This is a genomic window from Polaromonas naphthalenivorans CJ2 (assembly GCF_000015505.1).
GTDB classification, from domain to species: Bacteria; Pseudomonadota; Gammaproteobacteria; order Burkholderiales; family Burkholderiaceae_C; genus Polaromonas; species Polaromonas naphthalenivorans.
Window position 1 is genome coordinate 2,008,523 of record NC_008781.1, and the last position, 17,912, is coordinate 2,026,434.

The window sequence follows — 17,912 nt, forward strand, 5'->3', positions numbered from 1 at the left end:
CAGGAGCAATTTCATGTTGACCGAAGACGGCAAGCATCTCTACGTCAGCTACGACGAATACCACAACCTGATTGAAAAACTGGCCATCAAGATTCATCAGTCCGGCTGGGAGTTCGACACCATCCTGTGCCTGGCACGGGGCGGCATGCGCCCGGGCGACATCCTGTCGCGCATTTTCGACAAGCCGCTGGCCATCATGTCCACCAGTTCCTACCGCGCCGACGCGGGCACGGTGCAGGGCAAGCTGGACATGGCCCGCTTCATCACCACGCCCAAGGGCGAGATCGCCGGCAGGGTGCTGCTGGTCGATGATCTGGCGGATTCCGGCCATACCCTGCATGCCGTGATCCAGCAGCTTCGCAGCAACTACCAGCCCATCACCGAGCTGCGCAGCGCCGTCATCTGGACCAAAGGCGTTTCGACGTTTCATGCCGACTACTCGGTCGAGACGCTGCCCACCAACCCATGGATTCACCAGCCGTTCGAGAGCTACGACGCGCTCACGCCGGTGCAGTTGATGGACAAGTGGAAGATATAGTCCCCACGGTCGCTCACAACGCGCAAGCTCCCTGCCCCCGAGGGGGCCGCTGCGCCTGCGGCCCGGCGGAGCCGGTTCCGCGGCCCTGACTGGGGGAAAGGGCGCTTCGGTTTGCCGCTACCATTGTGGGATGAGCCATTCATCCACCCAGCTGATTCACCACCCCTACACACCGCCAGCCGGTTTCGAGGCCGTTTCGCCGGCCGTTCACAAAGCCTCGACGATCATCTTTCCCAGCGTTGCCGCCCTGCGCAACCGCGACTGGAAGCACAAGACCGGCTACACCTACGGCCTGCACGGCACGCCGACCACTTTCACGCTCGAAGAGCGCATCGCCACGCTCGAAGGCGGCCAGTTCTGCACCCTGGTGCCCAGCGGACTGGCGGCTATCGTGCTGGTGGACATGGCTTTGCTCAAGGCCGGCGATGAAGTGCTGATTCCCGACAATGCCTATGGCCCGAACAAGGCCTTTGCGCAGGCCGAACTGGCCTCCTGGGGCATCACCTGCCAGATGTACGACCCCATGAATCCGGCTGATCTGGCCGCAAAACTGACGCTTAAAACCCGCTTGGTCTGGCTGGAAGCGCCCGGCTCCATCACGCTGGAGTTCCCGGACCTGCCCGCGCTGGCCGCCGCCGTCAGGGCGCACAACGCATCGCCGGGCCAGGCGCATCCTCAGGGCGTGGTCACAGCCCTGGATAACACCTGGGGCGCGGGGCTGGCATTCAATGCCTTCGCGCTGGGTGCCGACATCTCGGTGCAGGCTCTGACCAAGTACCCGAGCGGCGGCGCCGACGTGCTGATGGGCTCGGTGGTCACGAACAGCGAAGCGCTGCACCTGCTGGTGCATTTCTGCCATATGCGCGTCGGTTACGGCGTCAGCGGCAATGATGCCGAACTCGTCCTGCGCGGCCTGAACAGCATGGCCCTGCGCTATGCCGCCCAGGACGCCGCCACGCGCCAACTGGCCGGCTGGATGCAGGGCCAGCCGCAGATCGCCGCCGTGCTGCATCCCGCCTTGCCGGACTCGCCCGGCCATGCGCAATGGAAGCGGGACTGCCTGGGTGCGGCCTGCCTGTTCAGCGCGGTTTTCAGGCCCGAATTCACGCAGGCGCAAATTGACCGCTTCTGCGACAGCCTGCAACTCTTCAGGCTGGGTTACAGCTGGGCCGGGCCGATGAGCCTGTGCGTGCCGTATGACATGCCGGCTTTGCGCGTCGCCAAACCGTGGCCGCACAAGGGCGGCCTGGTGCGATTTTCTGTCGGCCTGGAGGCGGTGGCCGACCTGCAGGCCGACATCGCCCAGGCTCTTGCCGGACTGTGAGGGGCCTGTGCTCGGGGCCTGACGCCAATGCATTACAGTAAGGGTTACCTATTCACGAAAGCTAAGCTGTGGCAACTCCCAATTACTCCTACGAAAAGCGTCAAAAGGAGCTGGCTAAAAAACGCAAGAAAGAAGACAAGCTCAAGCGCAAGGGTGAAGGCAAACCCGAAGATGACGTGGCTGAAGACGGTGTTCAGGGCTCGGATGCAGCCAGCGACGGCCAGCCGGGCATGCCGCCCGCCGAATCAGCCTCCTGAATCGCTTTTTGACCCTGAATTTAAGAAAATAAAGCCTTTTGCGCTTGCTGCACGGGCGCTATCAGCTATTTAATTGATAGCGAAACCGTGCTGAAGTCCTGAAACCCGGCATCGCCGTCACTGGTGATGCCGGGTTTTTTGCGTCAAGCCTCGGCCAGCAGCGACTTGGCCAGTTCGGTCATGGCCGGCACGCCGTGGTCGCGCGGCACCAAGGCGCGCGCGCTTTCATACTGCGTGAAGTTGCGCTGCATGGATTGCAGGTAGCCCGGGTCGTAATGCTTGATGAGCAATTCGAGCACCACCGACGGCACATCGCCGCTGCGCGCACGCGCTTGCCAGTCCTGCACCGTGGCCTTGCCGCGCGCCTCGGTCAGGGCAATCAGGCGCTCGCAGAAAAATTCGATGTCCCGGACGAAAAAATCATAGTCTTCAAGCAGCAGGGCAACCCGCTCGGCCTCGGGCAGGTCCATGCGCAGGCAGGGGCTGGCGCGCATCGCGGCAATCAAGCCTTCCGGCACCGCCACATTGCCGACTTTCTTGCTCTCGCTTTCAATATAGACCGGAAGCAAAGGGTCAAAGCTGCGCAGGGCGGCCCAGATGCGGCTGTCAAAGGCCTTCTGGCTGGGCTGTGCCACGCCCGGAATCATGCCTAGCACCGAACTGCGGTGATTCGCCAGCCCTTCAAGGTCGAGCACTTGCGCGCCTTCCGCTGCGAGCGCTTGCAGCAGCCGCGTCTTGCCCGAGCCGGTGGGGCCGCAAACCACCCGGTAGTGGTGCCTGCTTGCGAGTTGCGGCAGGTCGGCCACCAGCGCAGCCCTGAAGGCCTTGTAACCGCCATCGACCAGCGTGACCCGAAAGCCGATCTGGTCCAGCACCAGCGCCAGCGAACCGCTGCGTTTGCCGCCGCGCCAGCAATAGATCAGCGGCTGCCATTCCCTGGGCTTGTCGAGTACATCGCGCTGGATGTGCTCTGAAATGTTTTTGGCGACCAGTGCCGCGCCCAGCTTCTGGGCCTCGAACTGGCTGATCTGCTTGTACTTGGTGCCGACGATCCTGCGCTCGTCGTCATGCAGGCTGGGCCAGTTCACGGCGCCCGGAAGGTGGTCTTCGGCGTATTCGCCTTCGGAGCGGGCGTCAATCACGGCGGAAAAATCGGCAAGCTGGCTCAAGGCTTGTTCGGCGGAGATGCGTTGCAGGCTCACGGGATGATTTTCTTCAGTTCGGGCCACACATTGGCCAGCATTCTGGCTTGCGATGGCTCGTTGGGGTGGATTCTGTCGGGCTGGAAATTGGCGGCGGCATCATCGCCATCGGCAATGCCCTTGAGGAAAAAAGGCACCAGCGCGACTTTTTCCTCCTTGGCGACCTTCGCAAAAAGGCCGGAAAAGGTTGCTGCGTAGGCGCTGCCGTAGTTGGGCGGCACCTGCATGCCGACCAGCAGTACCTTGGCGCCGGCTTTCTTGGCCGCCTGCGTCATGGCCGTCAGGTTGTTCCCGGTCATGTCCAGAGGCAGGCCGCGCAGCGCATCGTTGCCGCCCAGCTCGATCACCACGGTGGCCGGCTTGTGCTGCGCCAGCAGGGCCGGCAGGCGCGAGCGGCCGCCCGAGGTGGTGTCGCCGCTGATGCTGGCGTTGACGACTTTGGCGGCTTTGTTCTCGCTGGCCAGCTGCTTTTCGAGCAGCGGCACCCAACCAGTGCCTCGCCTGAGGCCGTATTCGGCGCTCAGCGAATCACCGACGATCAGGACCGTTGGCGGGGCCGGTGGCGCCTTGGCCTGCGCCTGGGCGAATGCAGGCGCGCCCAGCAAGGCCGTCATCAACAGGAATCCCAAGGGTTTGGCCCAGCGGCTTCGCGCGGCCAGGCCGGGCTTGCTACAGTCGGCAGCAATGAATTTAAAGTTTTTGAAGAGGGTTGACATGTTTGAAGCTGTGGTTTCCGGGATGGGTGAAGTTTCTTCCAGGCTGTCTGGGTCATTGGAGCCTGCCAGTTCTCCAATTGTTTGCGTTGAGCATGTTTTCAAGTCGGTCACCGACTCGACCGGCACCTTGAGCATTTTGCGCGACATTGACTTTGCGCTGAATGCGCGTGAAACCGCCGCCATTGTCGGCGCATCGGGCTCGGGCAAAAGCACGCTGCTGACCATCATCGCCGGGCTGGACACGCCCACGAAGGGCACGGTGCGGCTGGCGGGCCAGGATATCTTTGCGCTCAGCGAGGACGACCGCGCGGCCCTGCGGGCGCAAAAAGTCGGTTTCGTGTTCCAGAGCTTTCAGCTCATGGCCAATTTGACGGCGCTGGAAAATGTCATGCTGCCGCTCGAACTCTCTGGCGTCAAACAGGCCAGGGCGCTGGCGAGCGACATGCTCAAGCGGGTCGGCTTGAGCGAGCGGCTCGGCCACTACCCGAAGGTGCTGTCGGGCGGTGAGCAGCAGCGCGTGGCGCTGGCGCGCGCCTTTGTCGTCAAGCCGGCGGTGCTGCTGGCCGACGAGCCGACCGGCAGCCTGGACTTTGCCACCGGCGAGACGGTGATGAAGCTGATGTTCGAGCTGAACCAGGAACTCGGCACGACCTTGGTGCTGGTCACGCACGACCCGGCCATTGCGGCGCGCTGCCAGCGGCGCATCACCATCGAAGCCGGGCAGGTCGTGGTTTCATGATCAAACAAGGCTTTTTCGCATGACTGGCATGCATAAGTTGCTATTAACAAGATAGCAATCAGCGCGGCCGTGCTGCTGGCCGGTCTGGCGCTGGCGCGGCTATCGGAATCCCAGCGGCGATAATCGCCCGATGTCTTCTTCCCCCAAAGTTCTTTTCGGTTTTCATGCCGTCGGTGTTCGCCTCAAAACCGCGCCAAAGTCGGTTCTTGAAGTTTTTTACGATGTCTCGCGCCGCGATGCCCGCATGCGCCAGTTCACCGACCGTGTCCGCGAAGCCGGCGTTCGCATGGTCGAGTGCGACGGCCTGCGCCTGGCCAAGATGTGCGGCAGCCACGGCCACCAGGGCGTCGTCGCCCGCGTCGATGCCGTGGCCCAGGTCACGTCGCTCGATGAGTTGCTGGAGCAGCTCGAAGAAGCCGGCACCGCGCAGCCCTTGCTGCTGGTGCTCGACGGCGTGACCGATCCGCACAACCTGGGCGCCTGCCTGCGGGTGGCCGACGGCGCCGGCGCGCAAGCCGTGATCGCGCCCAAGGACCATGCCGCCGGCATCAATGCCACGGTCGCCAAGGTCGCCAGCGGCGCCGCCGAGACCGTGCCGTATTTCATGGTGACCAACCTGGCGCGCACGCTCAATGAATTGAAAGAGCGCAACATCTGGTGCATCGGCACCAGCGACGACGCCGAAAAGACGATTTACGACGTGGACCTGACCGGCCCGGTGGCCTTGATTCTGGGCGCCGAGGGCGAGGGCATGCGCCAGCTCACGCGCAAGACCTGCGACGAGCTGGTCAGCATTCCGATGCAGGGCGCGGTCGAAAGCCTGAACGTGTCGGTCGCCAGCGGCGTGTGCCTGTATGAAGCGCTGCGCCAGCGCCGCCCGGCAGCCGCCTGAGCAGCGTTATTTCATAGAAGTCGCGCCGCATCTAGCGCCACACAAACTTCTGATCAATGAAGCGCGCCACCTGCTGCTGCAGGCTGGCCCGCTTCCACCCATTCATCCCTCCACTTTGAGACTCCCTGCCTGGCGGCTCAGGGCGGGGGCTCGCGTGCCCGCGTGAATCAGGCTGACCCAAAAAACTGTGTCAAACATGAACATTGCGCAGAACAAAACGCTCCACGTGAACAGTTGCAGGGCTGGTTTTTTGGCTCCAAAGCCTTCAGGAAGCAGAAAAACCATTCTCCTGTAGTGGAAATACCAGTTGTTTCCGTTTGTAATTGATTTGGCCCAAATATTGCGAATAAACAGGCAAAGCACATCCTTTCAGCCCATGAGGCGTGAACTGTTCGAGCAAGCGTGATCCGATTGCCAAACAACAAATGGAGGAATGTTGTTCACCATCAATGTTCATTCCAGTCAGTACGACATGCTTCATGCCTGCCCAAGGTCGCATTATTTTTTCAACTGGAGGTTTTCACCATGATTCATCGCACTCTGCTCGCCGGCCTGACCGGCCTTCTCATGCTCACGTCGCTTGCTGCATCCGCGGCAGACACCGCCAGCATCGAAAAAGCCCAGAAACTGGCATCCGAGGCGGGCTGCTTTGCCTGCCACACCGTGAAACATCAGGCGGCCAAGGACGGCAGCCTGCCTGTTGGACCCGCCTGGGAAGATGTTGCAGCGCAGTACAAAGGCAAGCCCGGCGCGGCTGAGTTCCTGACCCGCATCGTGCTGGAAGGCTCCAATCCCTACGCCAGCCACTGGAAGAACAAGGCCGCCGGCCTGGCGATGCCGCCCAACGCCGTGGCCATCAATGAACGCGATGCGCGTCAGCTGGTGTCCTGGATTCTCTCGCTCGCCAAGTAAAGGCAGGCGGCCTGCTGTCAATCATTCCGCCTTCCGGGGCAATTCACCTGGGCATCAAACTGCTTGCCTTCGCGTGAATAGTCGCTGTCGGTCACCGTGCAGCCCGATGTTTTCTCGACAGCCAGCCGCAGGGCAGCGGTGCCGGCCGGCGTGTTCGCCAGCGCCTTCGGGCTTCCGGTCGAGTTGGCCGTCCATGTGCCCTCGGTGATCTGCTTGACGATGTAGCTGTCGCCGCCGACAGTGACCCTGTGCGCTGCCGGTTCACCGGGCAACGGAGTCAATGCGCATGCGCCCAGTCCGGTGATGGCAGCTACCAGCAACAATCGCTTGAACCTATTCTTCATGGACGGCTCGCCGCCGGCATGCCGGCCCCGGGTTGACCCGGCACGGCCCTTTCGGACGAACCCTCAATCGTTGCGGTTTGCGCCTTGGGCTCCGGCACCCTGGGTGCAGGGTTCGGCAGTTTGGTGTCGGGGCACGCTGACAGCAGCACGGCTGCGCAGGCCAGTGACGACACGAGGAAAAGGCGTTTCATTGAAGTCTCCAGGCGCAGACCTCCTGCGCTGCCAAATGATAGGCGGTGATGTCGCGCCCAGCCAGAGCTTGCGCCCATGTTGCGGCCAAGGCCTACAAGCTGCGAACTCAGCGAGCGCCGTTCCGGCGTAGGTCGGAGTCTGGTCCAGGTTCCGGCTCTTTCTTGTGCGACAAGGCCCGGGTTCTGGATTTGCCCTTGGGGCCGTCGCTGTCTGGCGGCGTTGGGGCCGCGCCGCCCTGGCGAAGGCTGCGCTGCAGCAGGTCGATCAGGTCCAGGATTTGCGCGCCAAAAGGAACCGGGGCTTCTTCGTCGGCGGCTTCGGGCTGCGCCACCGTGTGAAGCTGGCCCGCCTTGACCTTGCGCTCTACCAGTGCCAGGATTTCATCCTTGAAGGAGTCGGTGAACTGGTGCGGATCCCAGCGGCCGGTCATGTCCTCGATCAGCTCCTTGGCCATCGCCAGTTCCTTCTCGCTCACCCCGGCGGCCTTGGCGCCTTCGGGCGGCAGGTCCAGGCCTTCCCAGGAACGGATTTCATCGCCCCAGCGCAGCAGGTTCAGCACCAGGCCCGGTCCCGAGGGCACCAGCACCGCCAGATGCTGCTTGTTCTGGATCACCACCCGCGCCACGCCGACCCGCTTGGTCTGCAGCAAGGCGTCGCGCAGCAGGGCATAGACCTTTTCGCCCTTGTTGATCGGCTCCAGGTAGTAGGGCCGCTCCAGGTAAATGAACGGAATCTGGGTGTTGGGAACAAAGCTGTCAATCGAGATGGTCTGGGTTACCCGGGGGTAGGCGGCCCTGATTTCCTCGTCGGTCAGCACCACATACCGGCCTTTGTCGTACTCGATGCCCTTGATGACGTTGTCGGGCTCGATTTCCTCGCCGGTATTTTTGTTGATGCGTTTGTAGCCCACCGGTTCCAGGGTGCGCTTGTCCAGCCAGTCAAAATCCAGGCCGGTATTGACCGTGGCCGAATGCAGGGCCACCGGAACATGCACCAGCCCGAAGCTGATGGCGCCCCTCCAGACCGCGCGCGTCGCCATGTTCAGCCGCCTTCGCCAGCGGAGGCGGGCGTGTCGTCGGACGTGCCTTTGATGTGTTGCCGGGTGCGCTGCGCCAGGATGCCCTTGAAGGCGGCGTTGAAGGCGGGAATGTCGGCCGGCTTGCGGCTGCTGACCCAGTTGCGGTCCACCACCACCTTTTCATCGACCCACTGCGCGCCGGCCTGCTCAAGGTCTTTTTGCAGCTCGGGCGCACTGGTCATCTTGCGGCCCTTGACCAGGCCGGCCGAAACCAGCAGCCATGGCGCGTGGCAGATCATGGCAAGCGGCTTGCCCTGCTGGTCCATCTGCCGCACCAGTTCCTGGGCGTCGGCATTGTTGCGGATGCGGCTGGCATTGACCGCCCCGCCGGGCAGCAGGACCGCATCGAATTCATCGGCGGTGACCTTGTCAAAGGTCGTATCCACGTCAAACGAATCCCCGGGCTGGTCATGGCGGACGCCCTGGACCTGTCCGGTCCTGTCGGACAGCAGGCGGATCATGACCCCGGACTCTTCCAGCGCCGCCTGCGGGCCGGTCATCTCTTCCTGCTCAAAGCCGTCGGTCACGAGAATGGCGATATTCAAGCCGCCCAGCTGGTGTTGCGGTGGGTTGGTCATGGAGGTCTTTCGTGAGGAATATGCGTTGACTTTGATCCGGGTTTCGCCAGCCGTGTGTCGGCAGGCCGGGACCGGCGGCGTAGGAGAAATGCGCAAGTTGCAGCGCTTGCATGCCTGAAAGCAGGGCGGGGCGCGCTATCGGGTTTATCCTGACGAGCCCCCTGAATGCAGGGGGCCACAATCTTTTTTACCCAACAGGAGGACTTCATGACCACACGCCGCCAAGCCACCCGCCTTTGCCTTGCCGCCCTTGCCGTGGCAGCTGCCGCCGCCATCACCGGCTGCGGCATGATGCCGGGCAAGCCATCGTCTTCCAATCTGATCGCCCTGAGCACCCAGTTGCGCGGCGCCAACGAAGTGCCGCCCAATGCCAGCCAGGGCAGCGGCTCGGTCGATGCGGTGCTGAACAAGGACACCAATTTGCTGCGCTGGAAGGTCAACTTCACCGGCCTGAGCGGCCCGGCCACGGCGGCGCACTTCCATGGCCCGGCTGCCGCCGGCGCCAATGCCGGCGTTGTCCTGCCCTGGCCGGGTCCGGTCACCAGCCCGATGGAAGGCAGCGCCACGCTGACCGCCGCCCAGGCGGCCGACCTGGTGGCTGGCCGCTGGTACGCCAACATCCACACCGCAGCCAGCCCGGGCGGGGAAATTCGCGGCCAGATGACGGTGCGCAACTGATATGGCGGGTGTTTGCTTGCTATCGTTTGTATAGCTGCATACGCCCATCCTTGTTGCGCAAAAGGCCTGTTTCATTGCAAAACAGGTATTCCGGGAAGACGCGAGCCCCTTGTTGAACTGCGTGGCCTGGCATGGGCTTGTACTTCAGAGGTTGATGCCGCGATAGCGCTACGCCCATGGCGTTAAAACCTTAAAATCGCGGGTTAACCCAAAATCGCAGGCCTTGCCGTTCGGCAGTCCTTGCGGTTTTACAAGAGAACCGCTCCCATGAACGCCCCAGTTGACGTCTCCTTTTTTACCCGCGCCGCCAAGCCGCTGACCAGTTACCGCAAATACTGGGCTGCCCGCTTCGGCACCGCCAAATTCCTGCCCACCAGCCGGGCCGAGATGGAGGCGCTGGGCTGGGACAGCTGCGACATCATCCTGGTTACCGGCGACGCCTATGTCGATCACCCGAGCTTCGGCATGGCGGTGATTGGCCGGGTGTTAGAGGCGCAGGGCTTTCGCGTCGGCATCATCGCCCAGCCCGACTGGCACAGCGCCGAGGCCTTCAAGGCGCTGGGCAAGCCCAACCTGTTCTGGGGCGTGACCGCCGGCAACATGGACTCGATGATCAACCGCTACACGGCAGACCGCAAAATCCGCAGCGACGACGCCTACACCCCCGGCGACATCGGCGGCAAGCGGCCCGACCGCGCGGCCATCGTGTACAGCCAGCGCTGCCGCGAAGCCTATAAAGACGTGCCGATCATCCTCGGCGGCATCGAAGGCAGCCTGCGCCGCATCGCGCATTACGACTACTGGAGCGACAAGGTGCGCCGCTCCATCGTCGTCGATGCCAAGAGTGATTTGCTGCTCTACGGCAACGCCGAGCGCGCGCTGGTCGAGATTGCCCACCGCCTGGCCGCGCGCGAACCCGTGCAGAGCATCACCGACGTGCGCGGCACGGCCTTCGTGCGCCGCCAGGACGACGAGACGGGCCGGGGCTGGTTCGAGATCGACTCCACGCAGGTCGATGAGCCGGGCCGGGTCGAGTCGCACATCAACCCCTACATGACCACCAGCGAGCAGGCGGCCGGGCAGGGCAGCACTTGCGCCAAGGAAGACGGCGAGAAGGCAGCTACTGAAACAATAGCTGCTGGCGCACTGCCAGCAAGCGCTACAGGCCAATCAGCCTTGAAAAACGAGGTCAACCAGGCGATCAGGCCGCTGACGTTCTTCCCGAATCCCGCTTTGTACGGAAAAGGCAGCGTCAAGGTTCCGCCGCGCGACCGTACCGTGATTCGCCTGCCGAGCTACGAGCAGATCAAGGCCGACCCGGTGCTCTACGCCCACGCCAACCGCGTGCTGCACCTGGAAACCAACCCCGGCAACGCCCGGGCGCTGGTGCAGGCGCACGGCGAAGGCACGACCGCGCGCGATGTCTGGATCACGCCGCCGCCCATCCCGCTGACCACGGCCGAGATGGACTACGTGTTCGACTTGCCCTACGCACGCGGCCCGCACCCGAGCTACGCCGACGAAAACGGCCGCCATGACGGCGCGACCAAGATTCCGGCCTGGGAGATGATCCGGTTTTCGATCAACATCATGCGCGGCTGCTTCGGTGGCTGCACCTTCTGCTCGATCACCGAGCACGAAGGCCGCATCATCCAGAGCCGCTCCGAGGATTCGGTGATCCGCGAGATCGAGGACATCCGCGACAAGGTCGAAGGCTTCACCGGCACCATTTCCGACCTGGGCGGCCCCACGGCCAACATGTACCGCCTCGGCTGCAAGAGCCCGGAAATCGAAGCGGCCTGCCGCAAGCCGAGCTGCGTCTATCCCGGCATCTGCCAGAACCTGACCACCGACCACGGCCCGCTGATCAAGATCTACAAGCGCGGCCGCGCGCTCAGGGGCATCAAGAAAATCCTGATCGGCTCGGGCCTGCGCTACGACCTGGCCGTGAAAAGCCCCGAGTACGTGAAGGAACTGGTCACACACCACGTCGGCGGCTACCTCAAAATCGCGCCCGAGCACACCGAGCAGGGGCCGCTGACCAAGATGATGAAGCCCGGCATCGGCAGCTACGACAAGTTCAAGACGCTGTTCGAGAAGTTCAGTTTAGAGGCCGGCAAGAAGCAGTTCCTGATTCCTTACTTCATCGCCGCCCACCCCGGCACCAGCGACGAAGACATGATGAACCTGGCGATCTGGCTGAAGAAGAATGGTTTCCGCGCCGACCAGGTGCAGACCTTCTACCCCAGCCCGATGGCCACGGCCACGGCGATGTACCACAGCAACAAGAACCCGCTGCGCCGGATCACCCGCGACAGCGAGACGGTGGACATCGTGCGCGGCGACAAGCGCCGCCGCCTGCACAAAGCCTTCCTGCGCTACCACGACGCCAACAACTGGCCGCTGCTGCGCGAAGCGCTCAAGACCATGGGCCGCGCCGACCTGATCGGCAACGGCAAGCACCACCTGATTCCGACCTTCCAGCCGATGACCGATGGCACTTACACCAGTGCGCGGCGCAAGAACTCGACGGCCTCCGTGACCCCGGCTGTGCCCGTCAAGGGCCGGATGCTAACGCAGCACACCGGGCTGCCGCCACGGGACAATGGTTCGGGCAAGGTGCCGGGCAAGCTGGCGCGCAAGCCGCGCTGAAGCGCTTTCAATTTCAGAAGGCCCTGTGTGTCTGCGGATACGCAGGGCCTTTTCTGTTCTTGAAGCCGAATTGCCCTGTAGCGCACGATCAGCCAGTGCAGATAGCTATTTATTTGGTAGCAGGTTTTGTAATTGCGGACTGAACAGAAAGCCAGCCAGCACGAGGCAGTGAAGCGCCACGGTCGCCCAATAAGCGGCAAGAAAGGAGGCTTTGCTCGATTTGTGACGCAGCAGTGCTTGCGCCCACCATGCACCGGGCCAGCCCCCCAGCAAGCCGAGCAGATGCAGTGTGCGTTCAGAAGTGCGCCAGCGGCCGGTTTGCGCCGCATGCTTGTCAACCCAGTACATGAAAAATGTCACCAGGTTCAGCAGCAGCGCGATGGGCAGCGCCATGGCTGGCAAACGGCCAGCCCGGCTTTCCCAGCCCAGCAGCACAGCCCAGCCGAGCATCAGCAGCAGCGCGGGGCTCGCCGGCCTGGACGGCGCCGTGCGATTCAGCGTCCGTTGCTGGGGATTGCGTGCTTGAGTTGGTGGCATTGCTGCGCGTGCGGTTGCGCGGCTGCCTGGCGAGTCCTGCAAGGACATGCCAGCCTGAACCGACATGGCGCGCGGTCCCTTGCCGCCAACGTGGATTTCCTCGAACGTCACCGGCATGCCTTCCTGTGGAGCGGCCGAACCCCGAAAGTCCTTGATATGGAAAAAAATGTCGGCCGGTGTTTCGGGACTGCGGATAAATCCGAAGGCGCGTGCGCTGTCCCAGCGCACGACTTTTCCTTGTTTGTTCATGTTTCCTGCGATGGATTTCTGGGTAGATTCAAGCGATGCTTGCGCCTGAGTTCAAGGAGGTTAACAGGCCGGCTTGCCCCGGCTCCAGCCATCGCCGCCCAACTCACTCCCCCAGCGTACACAGCTCAATATCCTTCTCCACCGCCAGCGCATCGAGTTCCCGTATTGCGCCATCAAACCCGGTAAGGCGGAATATCAATCTCGCCGTCAGTCTCCCCGTCATCCGCCCGGCCCACGAGCACGCCAGTCGCCACGGACTCAACCACCGCCAGCATTTCCGCGCTGTAGCCTTTGTTCAGAAAAGCCTTGCGCTTGCCGCTCGAAAAACGCCCCTCGTTTTGCAGGCACAGGCGCACCATCAGCGCCAGGGTGTTGCTGTTCAGGTCGATGCGCTCGTTGACCTGGCGCGCAATGGCGTCATAGTTGCGCAGATACTCGGTCTCCTGCCGCAAATCGACTTCCAGGGACTGCTCGGCCATGCGCAGGCCAAACTCGATGCAGGGCGTTGCATCCCAGTAGCGGTAAATCGATGGGTCGCCTTTGAAGCTGAACTCGAAATGCTCATCGTCAATCATCAGCACGTCCCAGAGCCGCCGGGCCGGGGCTGAGAATGACTTCAGTGCCTGCAGGTACTGGTCTTCGTTGCGTTTCATGGCGACGGAAATGGGCAGCACCAGTCCCTGCTTGAGGACTTCGGACTGGCAGACCGCCTTGTGAAACAGAAAGCGCGACAGGCGGCCATTGCCGTCCATGAAGGGATGGACAAAGACGAAAGCAAAACTGGTCAAGGCACCGATGACCAGCGGACTCTGCACCGGGTCCGGGTCATTGAGCATGTCCATGATGGACTGCATCAACTCGGGCACCAGCTCCGGCGCTGGCGGCACATAGGTGATGCCCAGCACGCCGCTGCCGGGGCCGCGCAGCCAGTTCTGGCGGTTGCGAAATTCCAGGGCGCGGTCCAGCGGGTTGGTGACGGCCAGGTTTTGCAGGTCCACCAGGTATGTTTCGGTAATCGGCGTGCTTTCGCGGGCCTGCATGAGCAATTGGGCGAAGGCCTCGGCCTTGCTGCTGCTGGGCTTTTCCCGCTCGATGGCGAACGAGCTTTCGGTCTCGCTCAGGTAGGACCAGCTCATGGTCCGGTCCAGTGTTTCCTGCTTCATGCCTTCGATGAAGGCCTGGGCGCGGCCAAGCGTGTCCTGCGCCAGCAAGGCCGCGATGGCGCTGGTGCGCTCGATGGTCGGGCAAAACCGCAGCGAGCCCAGGCCATTGAAATCGACGCGCCATTTGCTGTTGCGCCGTGGCTTGCCGGTCAGGTATTTACCCGGGTCGAACAGGGACACATAGGGACCGATGGCTTGGGGCACGCCTTCAAGTTCCCGCCCGTTGAATTGTTCCCAGAGGCAGGCCGTGATGCGGATGTACTTGCTGGCCGGACTGCTGCAAAAAGCTTCGATGAGCGGGCCAGCGTCGATGCGCGGCAGGCACTGGGCCAGAATCTGCAGATTGACGCCCTCATGCTTGAGAGCGAACAGGATGTGCTCCAGCGGATCTTGCGAACTTGGCGCCACGCTGGCAGGCACTTCCAGGCCGTCGGCACGCTGCACGACTTTGGTGACGCTGCCGACACGGGCCGGACGCGCGCACGGAAAAGCACTTAGCTTGAGGTGATCCCTCAGAAATTCATACCCCAGCAGGCGTTTGGACATTTTTTCTTTCTTTTCCGAAGTTTTTACTTTGAAAAGACATTTTTAGCCAGAAAAAACTTCGCTGCTGCTTGTCAAAAAATGCCGCCCGCCTCAATTCCCCAGCGTACACAGCGGAATATCCTTCTCCACCGCCAGCGCATCCAATTGCTCGCGCGTGTACGTCAGCAAAAAGGCGGCGACCGCCTCGTGTGTGGCGGGCTCAAGCATCGTCTGAATGCCGGGCATGGAAATCCCCGCCGCCGCGCACAGCCTGAGCGCGAAATGGGGCTCCAGCGCGGCCAGCGCCACGCGGCCATCCTGGCACGGATAAACGCGGTAGCCGGCATGGCCGCCGCCGATGGCCGCGCCCGGCTGGGTCAGCCCCCAGGCGCGGGGCAGGGCGAGGTAGCCCGCCGCGCTGGACAGGGCGATTTCGAGGTAAACGCCTTCGCCCTGGCTGCGCTGGTGCATCACGGCCTGCAGCACCGCTTCGCTGGTCATCAGCGAGCCGCCCATGTCGGCGTAGAGCGTGGCGGGCAAGTCCAGGCCGGTGACCAGACCGCTTTCAGCCACGTAGGTCAGGTCGTGACCGGCTTCTTCGGCGCGTTCGCCGGGCGCGCCGAAGATGGCGATCTGGCTCAGCTGCGGGTGCTGCCGGTGCAGCGCCTGCCACGTCAACCCCAGCTTGACCAGCGCGGAAGGGCGGAACGAGGTGATCAGCACGTCGGCTTGCGCCAGTTCGCGGTGCAGCTGCTGCTGGCCCGCCTCGGTCTTGAGGTCCGCCGTCAGCATTTCGATGTTTTCATGCAGCTGGCGGTAAGCGGCCTGGTTGTACTGCTGCATCGGGTCGCCGGCGGGCGGCTCCAGCTTGATGCAGGCGGCGCCCATCTGACTGAGGCGCATCAGCGCGGCCGGGCCGGGCAGGTTGAGCGCCAGGCTCAGGATGCGGATGCCTTGAAGGGGTTGAAAGGGCTGGACAGGCTGGATAGCTGGGGCTGTGGTGGTTGTCATTTGCTACTAAATAAATAGCGGCTTGTGCCTGATGCACATGCGCTAGAGGGTCAAATGACTCACAATTTACAGCAAAAACGCCTCGCTCCATGAAAAACGGGCGACTTTGTCGCCCGTGAAAAGCCGGCCCGCCACCGGGCCAGGGCTGCTCTATTCGCCGAAATTCAGCGGCAGGCCGACATAGTTCTCGGCAATGCTGCGCGAACCCGCTTCGGAGTTGAGCAGGTAGTCCAGTTCGGCCTGCTGGAACTTGGCGACGATGGCGCCGTCATCGGGGAAGCGATGCATCAGCTGCGTGAACCACCATGAGAAGCGCTCGCCCTTCCAGATGCGCTTGAGGCAGCGCTCGGAGTAGTTGTCGATGCCCGCTTCGGTCTTGTCCTGGTAGAACTCGATGATGGCGCTGGACAGGTATTTCACATCGGTGGCCGCCAGGTTCAGGCCCTTGGCGCCGGTGGGCGGCACGATGTGGCCCGCGTCGCCCGCCAGGAACATGCGGCCAAAGCGCAGCGGCTCGGTGATGAAGCTGCGCAGCGGGGCAATGCTTTTCTCAATCGACGGGCCGGTGATGAGTTTCTCGCGGCCTTCGTCGTCCAGGCGCAGGCGCAGCTCCTGCCAGAACGCCTCGTCGGTCCACTCTTCGATCCGGTCGGTCAGCGGCACCTGGAGGTAGTAGCGGCTGCGCGTTTTGCTGCGCTGCGAGCACAAGGCAAAGCCGCGCGGGCTGTTGACGTAGATCAGCTCGTCATGCACTGGCGGCGTGTCCGACAGCAGGCCGAGCCAGCCGAAGGGATAGACCTTTTCAAACTCGGTGATCGCGCTGCGCGGCGCACTGGCGCGGCACACGCCATGAAAGCCGTCGCAGCCAGCGATGAAGTCGCACTCGATTTCAAACTTCTGGCCGTCTTTTTCGTAGGTGACACGGGGCTTGGCGGTGTCAAAGTCATGCACGGCGACGTGGGTGGCTTCATAGACGGTGGGCAGACCGGCAGCGGCGCGGGCATCCATCAGGTCACGGGTCAGCTCGGTCTGGCCATAGACCATGACGTTCTTGCCGCCGGTCAGCTTGTTCATGTCAATGCGGTGGCGCTTGCCGTTGTAAAGCATCTCGAAGCCGCCGTGGACCAGCCCTTCCTTGTGCATGCGTTCGCCGACACCGGCCTCGTCCATCAGGTCGATGCAGACCTGCTCCAGAATCCCGGCGCGGATGCGGCCGAGCACGTAGTCGCCGGTCTGGCGTTCGAGAATGATGGCGTCAATGCCGGCCTTGTGCAGCAACTGGCCGAGCAGCAGGCCTGAAGGGCCTGCACCGATGATGGCAACCTGGGTACGCATGTCTTGTCTCCTGGTAAGGGGGTTGGGTGTAACTCCGGGCAGTGCAGTGCCTGCCCCGATGTTCTGGGTGAGCCTTGAGCTTAGGCTTGTGCGCCTCTTGCCGCCATAGGCCACAAATGGCTTTGCGCGATGTTTGGCTTACTTGTGCGATGATCGCGCAATGTCTGTTTCCAGAACCGTTTCCGCCGACCGCGTCTTTCCCATTGCCAAGGCCGACAAGATCGAGGGCATGGCCAAGGGCATGGCGGTGCTGGAGAGTTTTGACACCCAGCGCCAGCGCCTCAATGCCACGCTGGCGGCTGAGCGGGCGGGGCTGACCCGGGCTGCGGCGCGCCGCCATTTGCTGACGCTGACGCACCTGGGCTACCTCGAAACCGATGGCAGTTACTTCTGGCTGTCAGCCAAGGTGCTGCGGTTTTCAGGAAGCTACCTGGCGTCCGCGCGTTTGCCGCGAGCCATCCAGCCCACCTTGAATCGCCTGGCGGCGCAGACCCGGCAGTCGTTTTCAGTCGCCGTGCTGGACTTTGACGAGGTGGTGATCGTCGGGCGCAGCGGCTACGAATGGACCAAGTCGCCCGAAGGCGCCGTTCGGGTGATGGCCTACGGCCTGCACCTGGGCGCCCGGCTCCCGGCGCATGCCACCTCGACCGGGCGCGTGCTGCTGGCGGCCAAGACCAAAACGCAATTGACGCAATGGCTCAAGGGCCGGACTCTGGCGCGCCTGACCTCGCACACCCACATCGACCCCAGGCAGTTCCGCGCAGTCATCGAGCAGGTCCGCGCCAACGACTATTGCCTGGCGCAAGAGGAGCATGAACTGGACGTGCATGCGCTGGCCGTGCCGCTGCGGGACATGCAGGGAAACACGGTGGCGGCGCTCAATGTGGTCGCATCGCCTCAGCGGCTGACCGCGCAGGACATCCAGCGCGACCTGCTGCCGCTGCTGCTCGATGCCGCAAGGGAACTGCGCCCCTTGCTTTAATCCGTGGA

General features: G+C 63.0%; 19 protein-coding genes. 9 read left to right on the top strand and 10 right to left on the bottom strand.

All coding sequences use genetic code 11. From position 1 onward, the window contains the following. Positions 1–13 precede the first annotated feature (13 nt). The 3 genes from PNAP_RS09435 to PNAP_RS09445 all read left to right on the top strand — a co-directional run bounded on the left by PNAP_RS09435 (position 14) and on the right by PNAP_RS09445 (position 2,119). The gene (locus PNAP_RS09435; RefSeq protein ID WP_011801275.1) at positions 14–538 is read left to right on the top strand and encodes a phosphoribosyltransferase; all 525 of its coding nucleotides are present in this window, start codon (positions 14–16) and stop codon (positions 536–538) included. A 130-nt stretch (positions 539–668) separates the two neighbouring features. Next, positions 669–1,862, top strand: a complete 1,194-nt coding sequence (locus tag PNAP_RS09440) for a PLP-dependent transferase (protein WP_011801276.1) — start codon at positions 669–671, stop codon at positions 1,860–1,862. A gap of 68 nt (positions 1,863–1,930) precedes the next feature. Beyond that, positions 1,931–2,119 carry a hypothetical protein gene (locus PNAP_RS09445; RefSeq protein ID WP_011801277.1) on the top strand — a complete coding sequence of 63 codons (189 nt, stop codon included), beginning with the start codon at positions 1,931–1,933 and terminating at the stop codon, positions 2,117–2,119. A 143-nt stretch (positions 2,120–2,262) separates the two neighbouring features. On the opposite strand, the gene mnmH is transcribed toward PNAP_RS09445, so the two are convergent. After that, positions 2,263–3,321 (bottom strand): tRNA 2-selenouridine(34) synthase MnmH, encoded by a 1,059-nt coding sequence (gene mnmH / locus PNAP_RS09450; protein WP_011801278.1) that lies wholly within the window; start codon positions 3,319–3,321, stop codon positions 2,263–2,265. Further along, complete coding sequence (locus PNAP_RS09455; RefSeq protein ID WP_011801279.1) at positions 3,318–3,935, bottom strand: arylesterase; 618 nt, start codon at positions 3,933–3,935, stop codon at positions 3,318–3,320. Before PNAP_RS09455 ends, mnmH begins: the two co-directional genes overlap by 4 nt. A 124-nt stretch (positions 3,936–4,059) precedes the next feature. Here PNAP_RS09455 and PNAP_RS09460 point away from each other — a divergent pair, with 124 nt between their 5' ends. From PNAP_RS09460 to PNAP_RS09475, 3 genes are all read left to right on the top strand, one after another. Further along, the gene (locus PNAP_RS09460; RefSeq protein WP_011801280.1) at positions 4,060–4,776 is read left to right on the top strand and encodes an ABC transporter ATP-binding protein; all 717 of its coding nucleotides are present in this window, start codon (positions 4,060–4,062) and stop codon (positions 4,774–4,776) included. Positions 4,777–4,906: 130 nt separating this feature from the next. Continuing rightward, positions 4,907–5,668 (top strand): 23S rRNA (guanosine(2251)-2'-O)-methyltransferase RlmB, encoded by a 762-nt coding sequence (gene rlmB / locus PNAP_RS09465; RefSeq protein ID WP_011801281.1) that lies wholly within the window; start codon positions 4,907–4,909, stop codon positions 5,666–5,668. 525 nt (positions 5,669–6,193) lie between these two features. Beyond that, positions 6,194–6,580 carry a c-type cytochrome gene (locus PNAP_RS09475; RefSeq protein ID WP_011801283.1) on the top strand — a complete coding sequence of 129 codons (387 nt, stop codon included), beginning with the start codon at positions 6,194–6,196 and terminating at the stop codon, positions 6,578–6,580. A 17-nt stretch (positions 6,581–6,597) separates the two neighbouring features. Here the strand turns inward: PNAP_RS09475 and PNAP_RS09480 are convergent, their stop codons facing one another. The 4 genes from PNAP_RS09480 to PNAP_RS09490 form a co-directional block, all read right to left on the bottom strand. Further along, positions 6,598–6,924, bottom strand: a complete 327-nt coding sequence (locus PNAP_RS09480) for a hypothetical protein (protein WP_011801284.1) — start codon at positions 6,922–6,924, stop codon at positions 6,598–6,600. Further along, positions 6,921–7,115 (bottom strand): hypothetical protein, encoded by a 195-nt coding sequence (locus tag PNAP_RS26900; protein WP_049763660.1) that lies wholly within the window; start codon positions 7,113–7,115, stop codon positions 6,921–6,923. The genes PNAP_RS09480 and PNAP_RS26900 overlap by 4 nt, the downstream gene beginning before the upstream one ends. A 107-nt stretch (positions 7,116–7,222) precedes the next feature. Beyond that, positions 7,223–8,155, bottom strand: coding sequence for a non-homologous end joining protein Ku (gene ku / locus PNAP_RS09485; protein WP_011801285.1), 933 nt, complete (start codon positions 8,153–8,155; stop codon positions 7,223–7,225). Positions 8,156–8,157: 2 nt separating this feature from the next. Further along, entirely contained in the window at positions 8,158–8,772 is a 615-nt protein-coding gene (locus PNAP_RS09490) for a type 1 glutamine amidotransferase domain-containing protein (RefSeq protein WP_011801286.1), read from the bottom strand. A gap of 207 nt (positions 8,773–8,979) precedes the next feature. Between PNAP_RS09490 and PNAP_RS09495 the strand changes: the two genes are divergently transcribed. Together PNAP_RS09495 and PNAP_RS09500 are read left to right on the top strand one after the other, a co-directional pair. After that, on the top strand, positions 8,980–9,450 hold the full coding sequence (locus PNAP_RS09495) for a CHRD domain-containing protein (RefSeq protein WP_011801287.1): 471 nt from the start codon (positions 8,980–8,982) through the stop codon (positions 9,448–9,450). 267 nt (positions 9,451–9,717) lie between these two features. Beyond that, a complete protein-coding gene (locus tag PNAP_RS09500) occupies positions 9,718–12,102 on the top strand; it encodes a YgiQ family radical SAM protein (RefSeq protein ID WP_011801288.1) in 2,385 nt (794 codons plus the stop codon). Between the two features lie 105 nt (positions 12,103–12,207). On the opposite strand, the gene PNAP_RS09505 is transcribed toward PNAP_RS09500, so the two are convergent. The 4 genes from PNAP_RS09505 to pobA form a co-directional block, all read right to left on the bottom strand. Beyond that, positions 12,208–12,888, bottom strand: a complete 681-nt coding sequence (locus tag PNAP_RS09505; protein ID WP_041376644.1) for a DUF1294 domain-containing protein — start codon at positions 12,886–12,888, stop codon at positions 12,208–12,210. A 173-nt stretch (positions 12,889–13,061) separates the two neighbouring features. After that, a complete protein-coding gene (locus PNAP_RS09510) occupies positions 13,062–14,597 on the bottom strand; it encodes a Fic family protein (protein WP_011801290.1) in 1,536 nt (511 codons plus the stop codon). A 90-nt stretch (positions 14,598–14,687) separates the two neighbouring features. Beyond that, positions 14,688–15,587, bottom strand: a complete 900-nt coding sequence (locus tag PNAP_RS09515) for a CoA transferase (protein ID WP_011801291.1) — start codon at positions 15,585–15,587, stop codon at positions 14,688–14,690. Between the two features lie 150 nt (positions 15,588–15,737). Further along, positions 15,738–16,922, bottom strand: a complete 1,185-nt coding sequence (gene pobA, locus PNAP_RS09520) for a 4-hydroxybenzoate 3-monooxygenase (protein WP_011801292.1) — start codon at positions 16,920–16,922, stop codon at positions 15,738–15,740. 160 nt (positions 16,923–17,082) lie between these two features. Here pobA and PNAP_RS09525 point away from each other — a divergent pair, with 160 nt between their 5' ends. Continuing rightward, positions 17,083–17,904: an IclR family transcriptional regulator domain-containing protein gene (locus PNAP_RS09525; protein WP_011801293.1), complete on the top strand. Its 822-nt coding sequence runs from the start codon at positions 17,083–17,085 to the stop codon at positions 17,902–17,904. The last annotated feature ends 8 nt before the right edge of the window (positions 17,905–17,912 follow it).